Origin of the sequence: Paenibacillus sp. FSL K6-1330 (assembly GCF_037976825.1) — a bacterium.
In the GTDB taxonomy this organism is placed as follows: Bacteria; Bacillota; Bacilli; order Paenibacillales; family Paenibacillaceae; genus Paenibacillus_AQ.
Genome location: NZ_CP150269.1, coordinates 5,028,751 through 5,045,369 on the forward strand (window position 1 = coordinate 5,028,751; position 16,619 = coordinate 5,045,369).

The following is a 16,619-nucleotide window of genomic DNA, read 5'->3' on the forward strand; positions in this document are numbered from 1 at the left end:
GCTCCTTACTTGATGTTTTCGTTGGCATATTTCGTAATTTCTGCACCGCCTGCAGCATTCCAGGCTTCAACGAATTGGTCGAATTGGGACAAGTCTTTCTTGCCCGTAATAAAGTCCGTCGAGTATTCCTTGTACAGATTGTTCATTGCATCCCAATTCGCAATGAATTGCTCAGGAATGATGAAATTGTTGTCTTCCGTGTAGAATTCGGTAGCCATTTTCAACGATTCGGTTCCAGGCTCACCCAATAGCGGCGTTTTCAAAGGCGTTTCGGACTTGATCTCGGTCGGCTCCCAGAAACGCGCATACCATTCGCTGTAGTATTTCTCGTTCAGCTCGATCTCGCCGTCAACGACCTTATAATGCTCGTCTTCGAAACCGAGGCGGTCCAGCATTTGCCCCTTCGGACTTGCAAGGTAATCAAAGACCTTGAACGCTACGTCTTTATGCGGTGACTGCGAAGAGATCGCAAGCCCTCTGGATTCCTTCGTCACGTCGGTTGCCCCGAAGCCCTGCGCTTCGCCCTTAGCCGGCGGCAGGACGATCAGATTGGCGTCATCTCCGCCCAGTTCCTGCATTCTTCCATCATACAAATCGATGATTTTACCGGCTGTGCCCGTGATAACGGCAGCTTCCCCTTTATAGAAGGCGTCCTCCTTGGTATCCCATTGCTTTGTAATGAATTGCGGGTCCAGCAGCCCTTCCTTGTAGAGCTTATTGTAGAACGTCAGCTTTTCTTTTTCTTTCTGAGAAACCTTGGAATACTCATAAGTTCCGTCTTCCTTCTTGAGCCAGGTCGTATCCAAACCGAAAGCCGTATTGAAAATAAAGTTGATCTCGGCAATATCGCCTGCTGCCGTCAGCGCGTAGCTCGGCTTGCCTTCACCCGGCTTCTTCTCCACCAATTCCTTGAAGAAGGCATAATAATTGTCGACACTTGGGTTCTCCATCAAGGCCTTGGAGCTCTCCATGGCATTAAACCAATCCGCCCGGATGACCGGTGTTTTAGGTGCGAGCGGTTTGATCCACAGCAGATACGGATAACTTGCCATCCGGGTCTTGTTGTGCGGCTCCATGATATTTTTGATGTAGGTTGAATTTTCAATATAAGGTGTCAGATCTTCCAACAGACCTTGATCGGCAATTTGCTGGTCACCGCCCTGGAAATAGATGATATCCGGAATGGTTCCGCCCAGCAGCAGCAGATTGAGGTTCTCGGCATAACTGCCTTGTGCCAGATCCACAAGCTCGAATTTCACGTTCAAGCCTTCATCTTCAGCCAGGGATTTCTCCAAGGTCTCGAAGAATTTAACCGAAACGGGGTTTGCCGTTCCTTCATCCTTGTACACGATCTTCAGCGTAACCGGATCCCCGGTCCCGTCAGACTGGGCGGTTCCGGGTTCAGTTTGACCTGCTCCCGGCGTGTTTGACTTCGATGTACATGCCGACATGACCATAACCAGCATGGCAACGATGAATAACAGGCTTAATTTTTTCATGTTCATCTTTCTCCCCTTTTTTGAATTTGAACATTCATGCCTTATAAGTTAGCTGCCTTCGCCTTCCCGCTTAATCCTTCACTCCGCCCTCCAGTTCGCCTTTCGCGTAATATTTAAGAATGAACGGATATAGGAATAACAGCGGTACAATCGCAATCATGATCGTACCTGCCTGCAGGGAAGCAAAATCAAAGTTGATCGAGCTGTCGAACATGTTTTGGTTGCCGATCAAGGACGTATTATCCTTGCGGACAACAAATTGTCTGAGTACAACCTGCAGCGGCCATTTGGTTGGATCCGAAATGTAGAGCGTGGCTCTGAAATATTCGTTCCAGTGATATACCCCGTAGAACAAACCCAATGTCGCCAGCCCCGGTTTGGACAGCGGCAGTATGATCTGACTATATAAGCGAAAATGACCTGCGCCGTCGATTCGGGAAGCCTCCAGAATCTCCTCCGGAATGTCCTGAATGAACCGCATAAGAATAAAGAGATAGTACACGTTGACCGCTTTGTACAGGATCAGTGATGTTAGCGTATTCATCAGTCCGAGATCCTTTACCAGCAGGTATTCGGGAATCATGCCCGGCTCGAACACCATAATGACGATCAGAAAGAACAACACGACTTTTTTACCGATAAACTCGGTTCTGGCCAGCACGTACGCTGCCATGGAGGTCAGCAGCAGATTCAGGAATGTACCCGCTACGGTAATCCATACCGAATTCAGAATACTGCCCGTAATCAAGGGATTGGACAATAACAGTTGGTAATTGATCGTTGAGAATCCCTTCGGAAAAATGTCCAGTCCGCCCATCAAATGGGCTTTGCCGGGATCGGTTAAGGATAGCGCCAGCAGATTCAGGAGAGGAACCAATACCATGAGCGTAAACACAAACAACATGAGATAAATAACGATTTTCGAAACTTCCAGTCGTCTCATCGTAAATCCCTCCTTTACCAGACGCCCTTGCCCGAGAAGCGCTTCGAGATGAAATGCGTGCCCAGGATGAGGATGATACCGATAACGCCCTTGAACAAACTCGCTGCGGTTGCATAAGCAAATTGTCCGTTCCCGATACCGATTCGGTACACATACGTGTCCAAAATATCCACCACACTGATGATGGAATCGTTCATAAAGTTAAACACTTGATCGAAACCAGCATTCATGAAGAAGCCCAGATTCAGAATGAAGACGGTTACAACTGTGCTGTATAAATGAGGAAGCGTAATGAACCTCATCTGCTGCAGGCGGGTCGCCCCGTCAATCTTGGCTGCTTCATACAATCCTGGGCTGATCTTCATGATGGCTGCCAGATAGATGATGGAGTCCCAGCCGGCGCTTCGCCAGATTTCGGAGAATACAAGCACCCAACGAATATGCTCTTTGCTGGTCATGTAATCAATGGATGGCAGTTGAAAGAAATTCGCAATCAGATTGACTCCGCCTTCGGCAGGATTCAAGAGGCTGATCCAGATCCCGGCAATAACGACCCAGGATAGAAAATGCGGCAAATAAACCACGGATTGCACGTATTTGCGGTATTTCGAGCTTCGAACTTCATTAATAAGCAGTGATAACATGATTGGAATCGGGAATACAAATACGATTTTCATCAAACTGATAATGATGGTATTCTCCAGTACGCTTGTGAAGGCGGGCGAACTGAATAGCGTCTTAAAGTGCTTCCACCCGACCCACACATGATCCCCCAGAATCCGGTAATCCTGAAAGGCAAGCTTCATGCCGTATAGCGGAATGATGTGAAAGATAAAAAAGTAGAGCAGAGGCAGCGACAGCATCGCGTATAGTACCCAATCCTGCCTTAAGCGTCTCAACACCTTCATGGCTTACCCCTCCTCCAGATGTTCAATGGATAATTTCATGAGGGGAGCATGCTGCTGGGCTCCGTACACGTCGCGGTCGCCGACACTGCCGGACGATATATCCCGCGACATCGTGATTTTGAAACCCAGCGCCTGGTCGAAAAATACCAGGTGATGAATCTGCTCCTCCCGTATCTGATACAGCTCACATATCGTCCGTTTTGTAATGATGCCGGACTGTTTCACTTTGTCATATTGCTCTTTGGAATCAAACAACACGTCTAAAGTAATTTCGAAGGGGCCTGAATTTTTGCTTCGCAGCACCTTCGCCAAATCGCCGAGTTGAGTCATGGTTTGATCCTCCTTATCGATGCTCTATCCGAAAAGCATTATTGTTCATTTCCATCAGATGGTAGACGGAGAATTCATAGACAGGACCGAACTCGATATCGCTTGGCGCGAAGGGAAAAGCCAGATTGCCTGCCGTTGATTTACGGCCTTCGTATCCATAATGCAGGAAGGTGGAACGCACCGTGGCGCAGATGCTGTTCGCTAACTCCTGCGTCTTGGCCACCACTTCGAACATAACGCCGACCTCGTGTCCGACGAACGACTCCGGCTCCTTGCTTCCGAGAACACCGTTCTTGCCGTAGTTGTAAAATTGAATCTGATAATCCGATTCCGGAATTTCCCGGTAATATTCCCGTGCCTGATTGCGAACATATTCCTCAACCTCTTCCAGCTTCCCGATCAGGATCGGATCCCGGATCCCCGCCACCACGAAGGTCCGATAAGCGACGCGCCTAGCGCCTTCCAGCTTAATGAAATATTTCTCTGCCGGAAGGAACCGGCTGCCGGTTACGCGAACGATGCCTTTCTCCTCTTCCTCGAAGCGGCAATTCTCCAAATCGAGCGTAAATCCGGGACCATGCAGAATATAAGGGTGTTCCTTCTCATAAAAGGTATGGGCCGCAACGCTGGTCGGGCTGCACGTCCGGTCCGGGTTAAGCGACTGAACGGTAAACGAATCGTCGCTGATCGTGCCAAGAATGCTGTCTTTGGTTGTTCCCGGTTCCGCGCACAATGCGCCGCATTCCAATATTTTGCCCAGATGATAGGATAGCCCCGGGTCCTTGCCGTGGTAGATCCCGATCGCCGCGAAAGGCGAAGGATCATACGCCCTGCCGCAGACGATGATGTCCACGCCCTGTTGAAGCGCTTCCACAATAGGTTCATGTCCCATCTGGGCAACGATGCTGTTGGTGGAGTCAATCAACTCACTGGTGAGTGGCGGAATATTTGGACTTAATGCCTTAATCCGCCCTTCTTCCTTCGCCTGATGGATTTCCTCCCGGGTGAAGTCGGCCCATATGACGGACACCTTGGCCTGAAGTCCCCGCTCATCCAAAATTTCATCAATGATGTCGAGTGTCCATTTCACATGGGTCCGTGCGCCCGAGCCGCCGGCCGAGCCGATGATGATCGGAATTTTACGGGGCAAACCGTTCGTGAGCATAATATCCAGGTCTTTCTTAACCGCCCGCTTGCTGACGATCGATACGCCGGCACCCAACTTATGCGGTCCCCCGTCCGTTGAGCCCGCATCAACAACGATGCCGTGCAGCTCGAACTTCAGTCCGTTCATGAAGGATTGTTCAGGAAATCCATATCCCAGCATGCCGCAGGGGGATAGAATTCGAATGTCTGTATTCATCTGCAGTCCCTCTTTACCAAAATATTCACCCATGACCATTGGATAATTGGATTATCCAATTTGTGCTAAAAGGGGTATGTTTCTCCCCTCTTAAACATGAATGTAGTTTTTCTGTATGTTTTCTTTAACCCGGCTGAGATGGTTCAGCAAAGCGAGCTTTGCTTTTACCGGATCGCGTTCCTTAATAGCTTGCAAAATAAGTAAATGTTCTTCGTAGACCTCGCTCTTGCGACCCGGAATCTGGGCTGTTTTGCTCAGCGTCCGCTGAAGCAAATCCATATGCAATTCAATCATATTGACGAGGACCACGTTATGCGTGGCTTTAGCAATTGACAGGTGAAACGCCTGATCCGGCTTCGATCGATCCTCCGCATTCTGATCAATCTCCCCCCACGTCGCGAAGGCTGCCTCAATCTCGGCGATATCCTCATCGGTTGCCCGCTTGGCCGCTAGCTCCACGATTCCTGTCTCGAACAATTCACGCGCTTCTAACAACTCAATGATAGTCGCACGTTCGATATTATCCAGGATGCGGCTTCGATCCTCGGCAACATCCAGTGCCTTGCTCAGGAAGCGCCCGCCGCCGGGTCTGGCTTCAATCAGTCCTTCGCGCTCCAGAATGCGGAATGCTTCCCGCAATGTCCCGCGGCTAATGCCAAACGATTGGGCCAGCTCCCTTTCAGTCGGAAGAACATCACCCGGAGCCAGATTTCCTTCCAGAATCAGATTCTTGATCTGTTCGATAACATCCTCGTACACCCGATGATATTTAATCTTCTTAATGGTCATATGACTACCCTCTCTATCCCTACTTGCGCAAACGATAATTGGGTGATCCAATTAACCGCATGTTTAGCATAAACGCATCGTAAAAGGCTGTCAAGCATAAAAATAGCGCTTACATTATCTTTTTGAAGGTGTTTATTGCCTGATTGAAGACATATGCCGGGTAATTGGGTGACCCAATCATCTTCGGATTTTTCTTTTTCAAAACAAATAACCCTGGCTTTGGACGGAAATCCATAACAGGGTTTATGCTCTCTAGAAAATCCAATATTAAGGTTGCGGTCTTCGTTTTGCCAACATCCATCGAACACATCCATATAAGCCGCCCAATACAATAAAGCCTCCAATTGCAGCCACGGTAAGCCATTCGCTATTCCGCTCGATCATGCCAAAAGTTACTTGAGCCTGGAGGGATTCCGCCCGTTCATATTGCCTGGTCAAATCCAGATCCCGCACATGTCTCTGTGTTAGCACCAGGCCTTGCAGGATCATAAATACAAAATAACCTATGTATATCGCTGCAGCAAACAGCACGGATTCCATAACTACACGTTTACGAGTCATTACGATTCTTCCTCTCTCCTTCTGACTTTCTAACCACAACCATAGTCCTTATATCCACTTCACAATCTCACTGATCACATAAGCGGCCGGAATGATCACGAGCTGTGCCAGCATGGTCCCAAAAAACCTTGAAACCATCAGCATCGTATACACTTTGCCAAGCTGGTCCCTCGCTTCCTCGTTCCGAGTCGCCTTGTCGGTAATCAAACCAAGCTGGGGATCGATAAATATCGTTAAAATAATCGTTGCAATTCCGTTAATCAGTCCCGATGCTTGGGATGCCGTGGTGCTGTACTGAGGAACGAGATGTGCTGCGTACAGAGATGACAGGACACCTACTGTGTAAAAAGCGGTGACCACAATATTCAGCATAATAAACCGTTTAGGTATTCCTAAGTAACGAAACTGACTCCATTTCAAATTGGGCTTTCTTATGTAATGCCTTGTGTTCTTGAGCTGCCCGATGGTCACGCTTGATACAAGTTTCGGAATGGATCCGGCAACCTCCAGCTTGCTGATGACTCTGCTGAACAGATTGACGAAAGTAGGAAATAACGCGATTGCGACAATCGTTCCGATCGAGGCCGCTAACAAAATCGCCCTGAAATAGGAAAGCACGTCAAACGAAGGATCCACCTTCGCATAATCAACAAACTTGGCCGTCAGCGGGGCTTGAACTAAGTTGGATGTTCGGGAAACCAGTACAATGATCCCCGTCAACGATAAGGCAACAGCAATCTTGTTTAGCTTCACCCCGGCATATCTTGCGGAGTATGATAAGGTTTCCGCCGTATGAATAATCATCGTCAGGACAAACACAACGATCAAGCTCTGTATCATAGAGGGCTCCTCCCCACCTGATGTTCAGTTCAAACGCCGTACCCTGTATTGTCGCCAATTGAGTCTGTAAGCTCTAGCCCACTCTTTATATCTATCCGATTTACGATCGAATTAGTACATGCCCTCCCTGCTCTTCCAGCGTCAACGCCGTCCGACTATATATCTGATGCAGCTGCTGTTGAGTGATGAGACTGGCTTTGTGTTCAAATGTTACATGAAACCGTGAATTGCGTTCTGCAAGATACCGCAAATAGGCGTAGGCATCTCCATAGTTCACATCATGATCCTGCTCCGGCAGGACAGGCAGATGATGCGTGAACTTGTCCTCATCATAAAATACGTTACTGTAATGGACCAAATAAACCTGGGATGCCATCCGATCAAGAAAATGATACGGATCGAACCCGTGAAAGGCCCTGCGGGTAATATCAAGCCTGGCCGTGTCCAGCACAAACCCAATTTCAGGATAAGCGTGAAAGCTATCCACAAAAACATCCTCGTAATCACCAAAAAAATCATGCTCCAGCACAATGCGCTGCCCATAACGGAGCTGCAGCTCACAGAGGAACTCAAATAACCGCTTGGAAATTTCCCGGAATTTTGTTTTGCTCAATTGGTTGTAACTATAACGATGTGCAGGATCGGGAAGTCTCGGATATGGGGTAAAGGGCTCCTGGAAGACCGGATAAAATGGATAATGGAACAGCATATAATCTGCGCCCACACTGGATGCTAACTGAACCTCGGCCGAGATTTGTTCTAGTGCTTCCTGAAAGTCCCCGGACTCGGGAGCATTAACTTGAGGCAATCGAAATCCAGCGTCGCCGAGAATCGGGGCATGCACACCGAAAGCGATCCGCTGGCTGCAGCAATAATCGCTGACCTGCAATAATGCCTCCCGATTCGGAAAGCTGCATATTTCCATCCCGCTGATATGCTGGTCAGCAAGCTCATCCCATCGTTCTTCCGTAAAGTGATCCCACATCCCTACCTGTAAACGCCTCGGAATCATGCCTTTGCCCCTCCTTTGACTTTCCTCTTATCCATGCCGAATCATGGATCCATAATCAACGCTGACCCGGCTGTGCGTCTCGGACGACAGACGAATTGCATCCAGAACAGCTTGTACCCTATGGCCATCCACGAAATACGGCATGTTCAACGTCGGTTTATTTGCAGTTATGCTGTGGTACATGCCATCTATCATCTGATAGAAGCCGTTATAATAGTGCACTGCCGGAGCCTCCAGGTTAGCCGGAGGGTCAAACGGATCAATCGGGATAGATTCAAATGCCCCGCCAAAGCTGCATTCGAGGGTATGGTCATCTCGCATCCTCAGCGTCCCCTTCGTTCCGTAGATCTCTAGCGTCCAACCGACTCCGCCAATTCCCGGGAAAAACACATCCGCAAGGACAGAGGTTCCACCCTTAAAACGACCCGAAAAGGTAAAGGCATCCTCAGCATCCCTGAACTCAAGCCCTGCATCTCCCTTATAGGCAGGGATCTGGGTTCTCAGGTCACCGTACACTTCCGTAATCTCTTCGTCCATCCACCATAGGAGTGAATCTATCATATGCGAACCGATCGCAAACAGGAATCCACCGCCATCCTCGCTGCGGGCTTCCCATCCCCGGTAAGAATTAGCCAGTACAGAGTATCCGGAGAAGCTCCCTGTATATTTGATATGCTGAATATCTCCCAGCTTTTTATCTTGCAGCATCTGTTTTATTCGTTGCCGAATCGGCGTCCATCTCCATTGAAAATTAACGAAAGCATGTCGGTCCAGCCGTTCCGACTCTCTCAGCATTCGTAACGTTTGCTCCGTATTCATGCCCAGAGGTTTCTCTGTCAGGACATGGTGGCCGGACTGCAAGGCGAGCATCGTCATTTCATAATGATGGACGGGTGCCGATACGATCGATACCAAATCCAACGGCTCACTCTCCAGCATGTCACGCCAATTCCTGTAATACGGAATTCCATTCCACAAGCGGTCCTCCGTGCGTTGTCGATGGACACTAGCAATGGATTTCACTTCTATCCCCGGGTGCAGCTGAAGAATGGGAGCATGAACGGTACCGCCAAATCCGGTCCCTATAATTCCTACTGACAATGTCTTCATCTTATGAAACCTCCTAACATCAAGCTACCCGCCTGATGTTATTTTAACATTATTTCCCTCTCCCGTACCCTGTGACTTTGGCCAAGCCTAACTTTTCAATGGTCTAATGTACCCCCGCATCGTCGATGTTTTAAGTTTAAACGGTTGTTGCTTAGATCATAATGGAATTATAGAGGTTTATGTTTAAACGACGCTAATGTTGACTTAGCAGGGGGATCAACATGTGGAAAATGGTGCTTTCCTACCTTCCGGATTGGAAGGTTTTTATGCAGGGTTTCATCGCATTGGTAATTCCGTATATGATCTCAAGGTTTTTTAAATGGATTCATAACTCAAAGGAAGACTGAGGAAATGGCGGGTATCAACAATGAAACAACATGAGAATGAAAAAAGCAAAACATTGAGTTCTGCTCAAGCCTCATTAGAGCATTTTACGGGGAATTTCGCCTTGGATCTTGAACTGGTAAGAGAAGCAATCGGCCATAACTCGGATGTACACTTTAGGGAGTTTCATATTGGAGGCACTGGCATTTGTGCGGCCCTCATTTTCGTAGATGGACTGTCGGATAAAGAACTCATCGACAAACACATCATGAAATCTCTTATGGTGAGCTTCTCCGAAAAAAATAATGAGGATCCATCTTTTGGGCAAGGGACCGTTTCTAAAGAGTTTATTAAAAATCAAGTTCTTACCATTAGTGAAGTAACCGAAGCACATCATGTAAAAGATTTAGTGTCCAAGATATTGACAGGTTCGACCGCACTGTTAGTGGATGGCGTGCAGAATGTGCTCATTCTCGGTACAACCAAAGGGAAATCGCGCAGTATTGAAGAACCTTCCTCGGAACCACTGGTTAGAGGCCCACGTGTAGGCTTCACAGAATCGTTAAGTGATAATACTGCCCTTTTACGACAGCATGGTGACAACTACAACTTGTCCATCATCAAGTTTCAAGTAGGACTACGTTCAAAAAAAGAACTTGTCATCGCCTATATCAAAGATATGGCGGACCCTGCTTTGGTGGAAGAGGTCCAGGAAAGAATCAAAAAAATAAAGATAGATGATGTACCGGAATCAGGATACGTAGAGCAGCTGATCGAGGATAATTACCTCAGTCCTTTTACACAAGTACAGAATACAGAGCGTCCCGACCGCGTTTACAGTGCCTTGATGGAAGGACGAGTTGCGATCTTGTTAGATGGGACGCCTTTCGCATTAATCGTTCCGGTTTCATTTAGTATGATGCTGCACTCACCAGAGGACTATTATGATCGTTGGTTACCGAGTTTTCTCATCCGCCTATTGCGTTATTTCGCGGCCCTTATATCGCTTTTGGGACCCTCCTTGTATATTTCGTTTGTCTCGTTTCACCAGGGAATGATCCCAACCAAACTGGCCTTGTCTATTATGGGCACGAGAGAAGGCGTCCCGTTTCCCGCAATAATTGAAGCACTGATCATGGAAATAGCCATCGAGATTCTGCGGGAGGGCGGACTTCGATTGCCTAAACCCATTGGTCCGGCCATGGGTATCGTCGGCGGATTGGTCATTGGAGAAGCCGCCGTACAAGCGGGGATTGTCAGTCCAATTTTGGTGATCGTGGTGGCGTTAACTGCCATTTCTTCCTTTACCGTCCCTCAATACAGTGCCGGAATTACGTTTCGCATGCTTCGTTTTGTAGCCATGTTTTTCGCTGCTGTGTTTGGATTGTATGGGGTCGTTCTCTTTTTCCTTTTCCTTTGCAGCCATTTAGTGAGGTTGAAGAGTTTTGGTGTTCCCTATATCACTCCGATCGTTCCTTATCGAGCAAGTGATTGGAAAGACTTTATGATTCGTATGCCACTTTTGAAGATGAAACGCCTTCGGAAGGCGATACATAAGAAAGATTCCATCCGCTAATGATAGCTCTCTATGAAAGGAAATACACCAACATGATAGGTAGTTCAAAAGACCAAATTACGACTTCGCAAGCAGTTGTTATCCTCGTCAATTATATTCTTGCAGCCGGGATCCTCACCCTCCCCCGCACATCTGTGGAGAAGGTGAAAACACCCGATGTGTGGATCACCGTTATTTTGGGCGGGATGATCGCAATGATCGTAGGGGTGATCATCGTGAAATTAAACAAGCGATTCCCCGAAAAAACCTTTTATCAATATAACCAAGAAATTGTAGGAAAATGGGTGGGCGGGTTCCTCAGTTTACTTGTGATCGGCTACTTTTTTACCATTTCTGCATATGAAGTCAGAACAATGGCAGAAGTAACCGGCCTTTTTTTGCTGGAAGGTACCCCCACCTGGGCCATCATCCTGCCTTTTATGTGGATAGGTCTCTATCTGATCATAGGTGGAATAAACACGATCGCCCGTTTGTTTGAAATCATATTCCCAATTACGATCGTCATTTTTTTATTGGTTGCCTTTTTGAGCTTAGGCATATTTGAGATTGATAATCTCCGTCCCGTGTTAGGATTGGGAATTGCCCCCATGCTAAAAGGAATAAGGACAACGGCTCTTGCATTTTTAGGTTCTGAAATTATGCTGCTCCTTGTAGCCTTTATGAAACAGCCGGACAAAGCCGTAAAAGTTGTTCTAGTTGGAGTATTCATCCCCTTGCTCTTTTACGGCATAACCGTTGTCATGGTCATAGGAGCCCTATCGATCGATGGAGTGGTCACGAGCACATGGCCTACACTTGAGCTTATGCGAAGTTTTGAAATCCCCGGTTTGATCTTTGAACGGTTTGAATCTTTGCTGCTTGTGATATGGATTATGCAAATATTCACTACCTTTACCATTACCTATTATGCGGCTGCTTTAGGGCTGGCTCAGTTGTTCAAAAAGAAGATCCATCCATTTATATATGGCTTGATTCCGATTATTTACATCATTGCCATGATTCCCAAAAATATCAATGACCTCTTTAAACTTGGGGATACCATCGGTAATGTCGCGTTATTATTATTTGCTGTACTACCATTAATCTTACTTCTAGTATCGAGACTGAGAGGTGGAAAAGCTTGAAGCACATCACGATACGGATCCTCTTGAATGCGCTGTTGGTTCTTATCCTCCTACCTCTTACTGGATGCTGGAGCAATAAAGAAATTGAAGATCTAGGCCTTATTGTAGGCACTTCATTGGATTTGGAAAAACAGGAGGAGGCACAGGAAGAGTCAGCGGGACAAACAGGCAGGTATCCTAACCGGGATCAAATTACGATAACCAATCAATTTCTCACCGCAGAGACAACAGGTAAAACAGGTAAAGGAACAAAAACAGGTTCATCACAAAAAGCTTACAACAACGTTTCTGAAACAGGAGATGCTATCCTGCCGACTTTACGCAATATGGTATTAAGAATCGACAAACGTGCCTTTGCCGAACATTCAAAAGTGATTATCATTGGAGAGGATCTTGCGCGTACTTTGGATTTGCAAAAGTTGTTGGATTTTTTTATTAGAGAACAAGAGATGAGACCAAGCGGCCTCCTTCTAATTGCTCAAAACCGTGCGAGTAAAACACTAGAATCGAAAAAACCGATGGATATCCCAGCATTCCGGCTCGTTGAAATGACACACGGTCACGGAAGAACCACCAAAATTTTGCCTCCAACTACACTTACCAAAATAGAGGGGAAGCTGCATTCCGGAGCCAGCTTTCTTTTGCAAAATGTCGTCTCGTCGTCGAATGGAGAAATAAAATTTGCAGGAGCTGCCGTCATTGAAGGGAAAACTAAAAAACTGCGTGGTTTTTTGAATGAACAGGAAATAGAGGGCTTAACGTGGATAACCGGAAAGGGGAAAGGCGGTTTGGTTAAAAGCGTTGATAAAAAGACAGGTCAGCCTATTGTATACGAAATGCTGTCTATGAAAAGTAAAATTAAACCTCATGTTGATGGAAACAATATCTCGTTTAATATAGAAGTCGAGTCCGAAGGAAGAATTGCCGAGCATTGGGTGGTTTCGGAGAAACCCATTGAAACTGAATTTTTGAAAAGAGTGGAAAAAGCTATTGAAGAAGAGGTTGAGCGTTTGGTAAAGAATGTACTCGATAAAATTCAACATGAATACAAGACAGACGTTTCCGGTTTCGGAAACAAATTGAGAATTAAGTATCCTCATATATGGAAGACAGCCAAAAAAGATTGGGATCAAACATTTAGTGAGGTTCCGATCCAGTATGAGGTAAAAATAACGATCAAAGATTATGGGACATCCGATGAATGAGTTCGCTGTATATCCTTCTTCATCCCAATGGTGAATCGCTGAAAACCCAGCTTCTCATAATACGGCTCCAGCTCTTCCTCACACATCAGTTGCGGGAAGACCCCGAACTTCTCGCAATGTTCAACCAATCGATGGAGGATCTCGCGGCCTATCCCTCTGGACTGATAATCCGGATGTACGCCTAATCCGCATATAACGCCGGTAATAACCCCATCGGAAACCAAACGTCCCATGCCTACCAATTTATGCCCTTCATATGCATAGATGGCATACCAGCTCTGCAAGCACATGGTTTTCAATTCGGTAACGGATAGATGAATAGAGTTCCAACCAAGCGAAGCGTACAAAGCTTCCAGTTGACGAAAATCCTCAGGCGCCTCTGAGGTATATATTACGGTTTGTACCATACAATCACCTTCCTTAGGATCTGGTTACCGGATACGCCATGACACTCATTAAGGCATTCTCGGCCTGAGTCGAATCGAGACGGCTGTATTGAACAAATACGGGTGCACTGCTCGTAACTTCCATAGCATAGGGAATACCTGGAGGAATACTTTGCCGGCCAGCCGTTTGAAGCGAGCTGGTTCGTATGTGCTTGGTTCTTCTAGCTGGTACGATGGTTTCCATTCCTAGCAATGGATCACGATCCTCAAAGTAAGCATGTATCGTGACCACAACGTCCTGCTCGGATAAGTTCAAGACACAGACGGATTCATGACTGGTTAATTCTCCGCTGCTTTCAGGAGGGATATATCCGTCGGGAATAATCCAATGTTTTTCACCTTTTGACATGCGCTTCGCTCCTCGCAACTCATGGATTTAAGCTGCATAAATAAAAATACATTCTCTATGGACACCGAAAATTCCTTTAATCCTCGTTCCGACCCATCACGCTAGCGCAAAAACAGAGACAACGGCTGGAGTCCAAGCGCCTTCAAACGGCGAGCCACCATGTCGGCCAACCGGGCCGCACCGCGCTCTTGAAAATGAGTGTTGTCCATCACGCCCTGCGGAAACAGAAGAAACTCCCCTGACCTCCCCCACATAAACACGGATTTAGTCCCTTCGGGACCCAGCTGGTTAAAATTTTGTCTAAATCCATTATGGATTGGGAGCCTCCGAACATAAATTCAAATAACCGTTCTCCTTGTTCAAATAACCGACTACATAAGCAAAGTCTCTTTAATTATTCCAGGCTGGAATAACAGCGCTTGTATTGACAGCGTTTACAACCCGGTACATAATGTGTACACAACATTTTAGGACCAGCGCAAGGAGACGTTGCTGTGCAAAAATGGAAAACGATTTATAAAAATATGAAAATCAAAAACAAGCTTTCCCTTCTTATCAGCTTAATCGTTGCAATGGCATTTACCTTTGCCGTCATCGTCCAGCAATATGCCTTCTCCATCTACGACGAACAGCTGTACCTCAAATCATCCCAGGTCTTACACCTGTCCTCCTCTGCGATTGAGTCAGAGCTCGAGCGGATCGAACAGTTATCCTTCAACATCATTACCGATACCCAGATTCAAAATATGTTACGTTCCATCGCCGGGAGCGACTCCGATTATGACCGCCTCATCCTGCGGCAACATCTGGCGGACCGCCTCCTGAATTATGTAGGTTCCGAGCCGATGCTGTATTCCATCCACCTGATCGATTCCTACGATAAACAGCAGGACGTCGGCAGTGTCGTCCCGATTCATCCCGCCAAAAGGGAGTTTATTCTACAGCTTGCTGGAGATGCGGATGGAGAAGAACGCTGGGTATACCCGGACGAAACGGATTCGGCTCTTCTACTTTCCCGGGAAATAAGATCCTACTCTGGAACCTTATTCGATCTTAACTACTTGGGAACCATCATTATTCGTATCAATATGGACAAAATCGTCCGGAAATCCACCGGTGGGGAGGGCGACCTAATCGTGACTTCGGGTACGGATGTCATCTACCCCGCAACCCCGCACTTCGATCCGGCTGTCATTCAATCCTCCCTATCATCTGGTAACGGGTACCTTACCCGTGAAATGGATAGTCATACCTACTTCATCGCACATAACCGATCAGGCAATACCGGATGGACGTATATGAATGTCACGCCCTTTAATCAGACCTTCAAGCAAATCATATTCATTAAAGAGCTTGTCATCATCGTGTTTACCGTTATTTTCGCGGTTGCGATTCTGCTCGGCATCCGGTTCAGCCGAGGCCTGACACGTCCTATCGAAAGTCTCATCTCTCGGATGAAGCTTGCGGAAAAAGGAAACTTTGCGGAAGCCAACGTGCTGCCTCAGGACGCTGCTCCTGTCGCCATGAACGAGCTGGGCCTGCTGCATCGGACGTTCCGTCTCATGATCGAGAGAATCAATGCGCTGATTACCGAGAACTATTCGAACTTGCTGTTAATCAAAGAGACCGAGTTCAAAGCGCTGCAAGCGCAAATCAACCCCCACTTTCTTTATAACACGTTGGAATCCGTGAACTGGCTGGCGAAGATGAACAAGCAAACCCAAATCTCCGACATGGTGCAAGCCTTAGCTTTCCTTCTTCGTAACTCCGTCAGCTTAAAGGAGCCGATTCTGACACTGGGAGAGGAACTGGAGATTGTCCGAAACTACGTCATTATTCAGAAATTCCGATTTGAAGACCGCCTAGATTTCACGATGGATGTGAAGGAGCAGGATTTGCAGCGCAAAATTCCAAAGCTATCCCTTCAGCCCCTGCTCGAAAATGCGATTCATTATGCGCTGGAGCCTTCCGTTAACCCTTGCCGAATTACGTTGTCCTGCAAGGAGACCCCTTCCGCGTTCTGCGTCATCGTGGAGGATGACGGCCCCGGCATGGCGCCGGATACGTTGGCGCGATTACGAAGCGGCGAAATAGCCACCAGCGGTAACGGGATCGGACTGTTAAACATCGATGAACGGATCAAGCTGGCTTTTGGCGAGCACCACGGGTTAACCATCGACAGCGGATCGGGGCTTGGAACCCGCGTAATTCTGTATTTACCCAAATAACGGAGGGATTCG

17 protein-coding genes are annotated in these 16,619 nt (G+C 47.2%); 4 read left to right on the plus strand and 13 right to left on the minus strand.

Annotated features, from left to right (window positions below; all coding sequences use genetic code 11):
• Positions 1–5: 5 nt before the first annotated feature.
• The 10 genes from NYE54_RS22770 to NYE54_RS22815 form a co-directional block, all read right to left on the minus strand.
• A complete protein-coding gene (locus tag NYE54_RS22770; RefSeq protein ID WP_339266361.1) occupies positions 6–1,499 on the minus strand; it encodes an extracellular solute-binding protein in 1,494 nt (497 codons plus the stop codon).
• Between the two features lie 70 nt (positions 1,500–1,569).
• Positions 1,570–2,442 (minus strand): carbohydrate ABC transporter permease, encoded by an 873-nt coding sequence (locus NYE54_RS22775; protein WP_215160247.1) that lies wholly within the window; start codon positions 2,440–2,442, stop codon positions 1,570–1,572.
• A 14-nt stretch (positions 2,443–2,456) separates the two neighbouring features.
• Entirely contained in the window at positions 2,457–3,350 is an 894-nt protein-coding gene (locus NYE54_RS22780) for an ABC transporter permease subunit (protein WP_339266363.1), read from the minus strand.
• 3 nt (positions 3,351–3,353) lie between these two features.
• Positions 3,354–3,680 (minus strand): DUF4387 domain-containing protein, encoded by a 327-nt coding sequence (locus NYE54_RS22785; protein WP_083659789.1) that lies wholly within the window; start codon positions 3,678–3,680, stop codon positions 3,354–3,356.
• A 13-nt stretch (positions 3,681–3,693) separates the two neighbouring features.
• Positions 3,694–5,043: an acyclic terpene utilization AtuA family protein gene (locus NYE54_RS22790; protein ID WP_339266366.1), complete on the minus strand. Its 1,350-nt coding sequence runs from the start codon at positions 5,041–5,043 to the stop codon at positions 3,694–3,696.
• Between the two features lie 90 nt (positions 5,044–5,133).
• Positions 5,134–5,832 carry a FadR/GntR family transcriptional regulator gene (locus NYE54_RS22795; protein ID WP_076325091.1) on the minus strand — a complete coding sequence of 233 codons (699 nt, stop codon included), beginning with the start codon at positions 5,830–5,832 and terminating at the stop codon, positions 5,134–5,136.
• 267 nt (positions 5,833–6,099) lie between these two features.
• Positions 6,100–6,393 carry a hypothetical protein gene (locus NYE54_RS22800; RefSeq protein WP_339266367.1) on the minus strand — a complete coding sequence of 98 codons (294 nt, stop codon included), beginning with the start codon at positions 6,391–6,393 and terminating at the stop codon, positions 6,100–6,102.
• Positions 6,394–6,441: 48 nt separating this feature from the next.
• The gene (locus tag NYE54_RS22805) at positions 6,442–7,233 is read right to left on the minus strand and encodes a lipid II flippase Amj family protein (protein ID WP_076325093.1); all 792 of its coding nucleotides are present in this window, start codon (positions 7,231–7,233) and stop codon (positions 6,442–6,444) included.
• A 100-nt stretch (positions 7,234–7,333) separates the two neighbouring features.
• On the minus strand, positions 7,334–8,245 hold the full coding sequence (locus tag NYE54_RS22810; RefSeq protein ID WP_076325094.1) for a xylose isomerase: 912 nt from the start codon (positions 8,243–8,245) through the stop codon (positions 7,334–7,336).
• A 27-nt stretch (positions 8,246–8,272) separates the two neighbouring features.
• Positions 8,273–9,355, minus strand: a complete 1,083-nt coding sequence (locus NYE54_RS22815; RefSeq protein WP_339266369.1) for a Gfo/Idh/MocA family oxidoreductase — start codon at positions 9,353–9,355, stop codon at positions 8,273–8,275.
• 367 nt (positions 9,356–9,722) lie between these two features.
• Here NYE54_RS22815 and NYE54_RS22820 point away from each other — a divergent pair, with 367 nt between their 5' ends.
• From NYE54_RS22820 to NYE54_RS22830, 3 genes are read left to right on the plus strand one after another with little or no spacing between them, the layout of a single operon-like run.
• Positions 9,723–11,255, plus strand: coding sequence for a spore germination protein (locus tag NYE54_RS22820; protein WP_339266371.1), 1,533 nt, complete (start codon positions 9,723–9,725; stop codon positions 11,253–11,255).
• Between the two features lie 32 nt (positions 11,256–11,287).
• A complete protein-coding gene (locus NYE54_RS22825) occupies positions 11,288–12,379 on the plus strand; it encodes a spore germination protein (RefSeq protein ID WP_339266373.1) in 1,092 nt (363 codons plus the stop codon).
• Positions 12,376–13,584, plus strand: coding sequence for a Ger(x)C family spore germination protein (locus NYE54_RS22830; RefSeq protein WP_339266374.1), 1,209 nt, complete (start codon positions 12,376–12,378; stop codon positions 13,582–13,584). The genes NYE54_RS22825 and NYE54_RS22830 overlap by 4 nt, the downstream gene beginning before the upstream one ends.
• On the opposite strand, the gene NYE54_RS22835 is transcribed toward NYE54_RS22830, so the two are convergent.
• The 3 genes from NYE54_RS22835 to NYE54_RS22845 form a co-directional block, all read right to left on the minus strand.
• Complete coding sequence (locus tag NYE54_RS22835; protein ID WP_076325098.1) at positions 13,563–13,991, minus strand: GNAT family N-acetyltransferase; 429 nt, start codon at positions 13,989–13,991, stop codon at positions 13,563–13,565. The genes NYE54_RS22830 and NYE54_RS22835 overlap by 22 nt on opposite strands.
• 13 nt (positions 13,992–14,004) lie before the next feature.
• Entirely contained in the window at positions 14,005–14,379 is a 375-nt protein-coding gene (locus NYE54_RS22840; RefSeq protein ID WP_339266376.1) for a sensory rhodopsin transducer, read from the minus strand.
• Positions 14,380–14,480: 101 nt separating this feature from the next.
• A complete protein-coding gene (locus NYE54_RS22845; RefSeq protein ID WP_339266378.1) occupies positions 14,481–14,639 on the minus strand; it encodes a hypothetical protein in 159 nt (52 codons plus the stop codon).
• 234 nt (positions 14,640–14,873) lie between these two features.
• Here NYE54_RS22845 and NYE54_RS22850 point away from each other — a divergent pair, with 234 nt between their 5' ends.
• Entirely contained in the window at positions 14,874–16,607 is a 1,734-nt protein-coding gene (locus NYE54_RS22850; RefSeq protein WP_339266379.1) for a histidine kinase, read from the plus strand.
• Positions 16,608–16,619 lie beyond the last annotated feature (12 nt).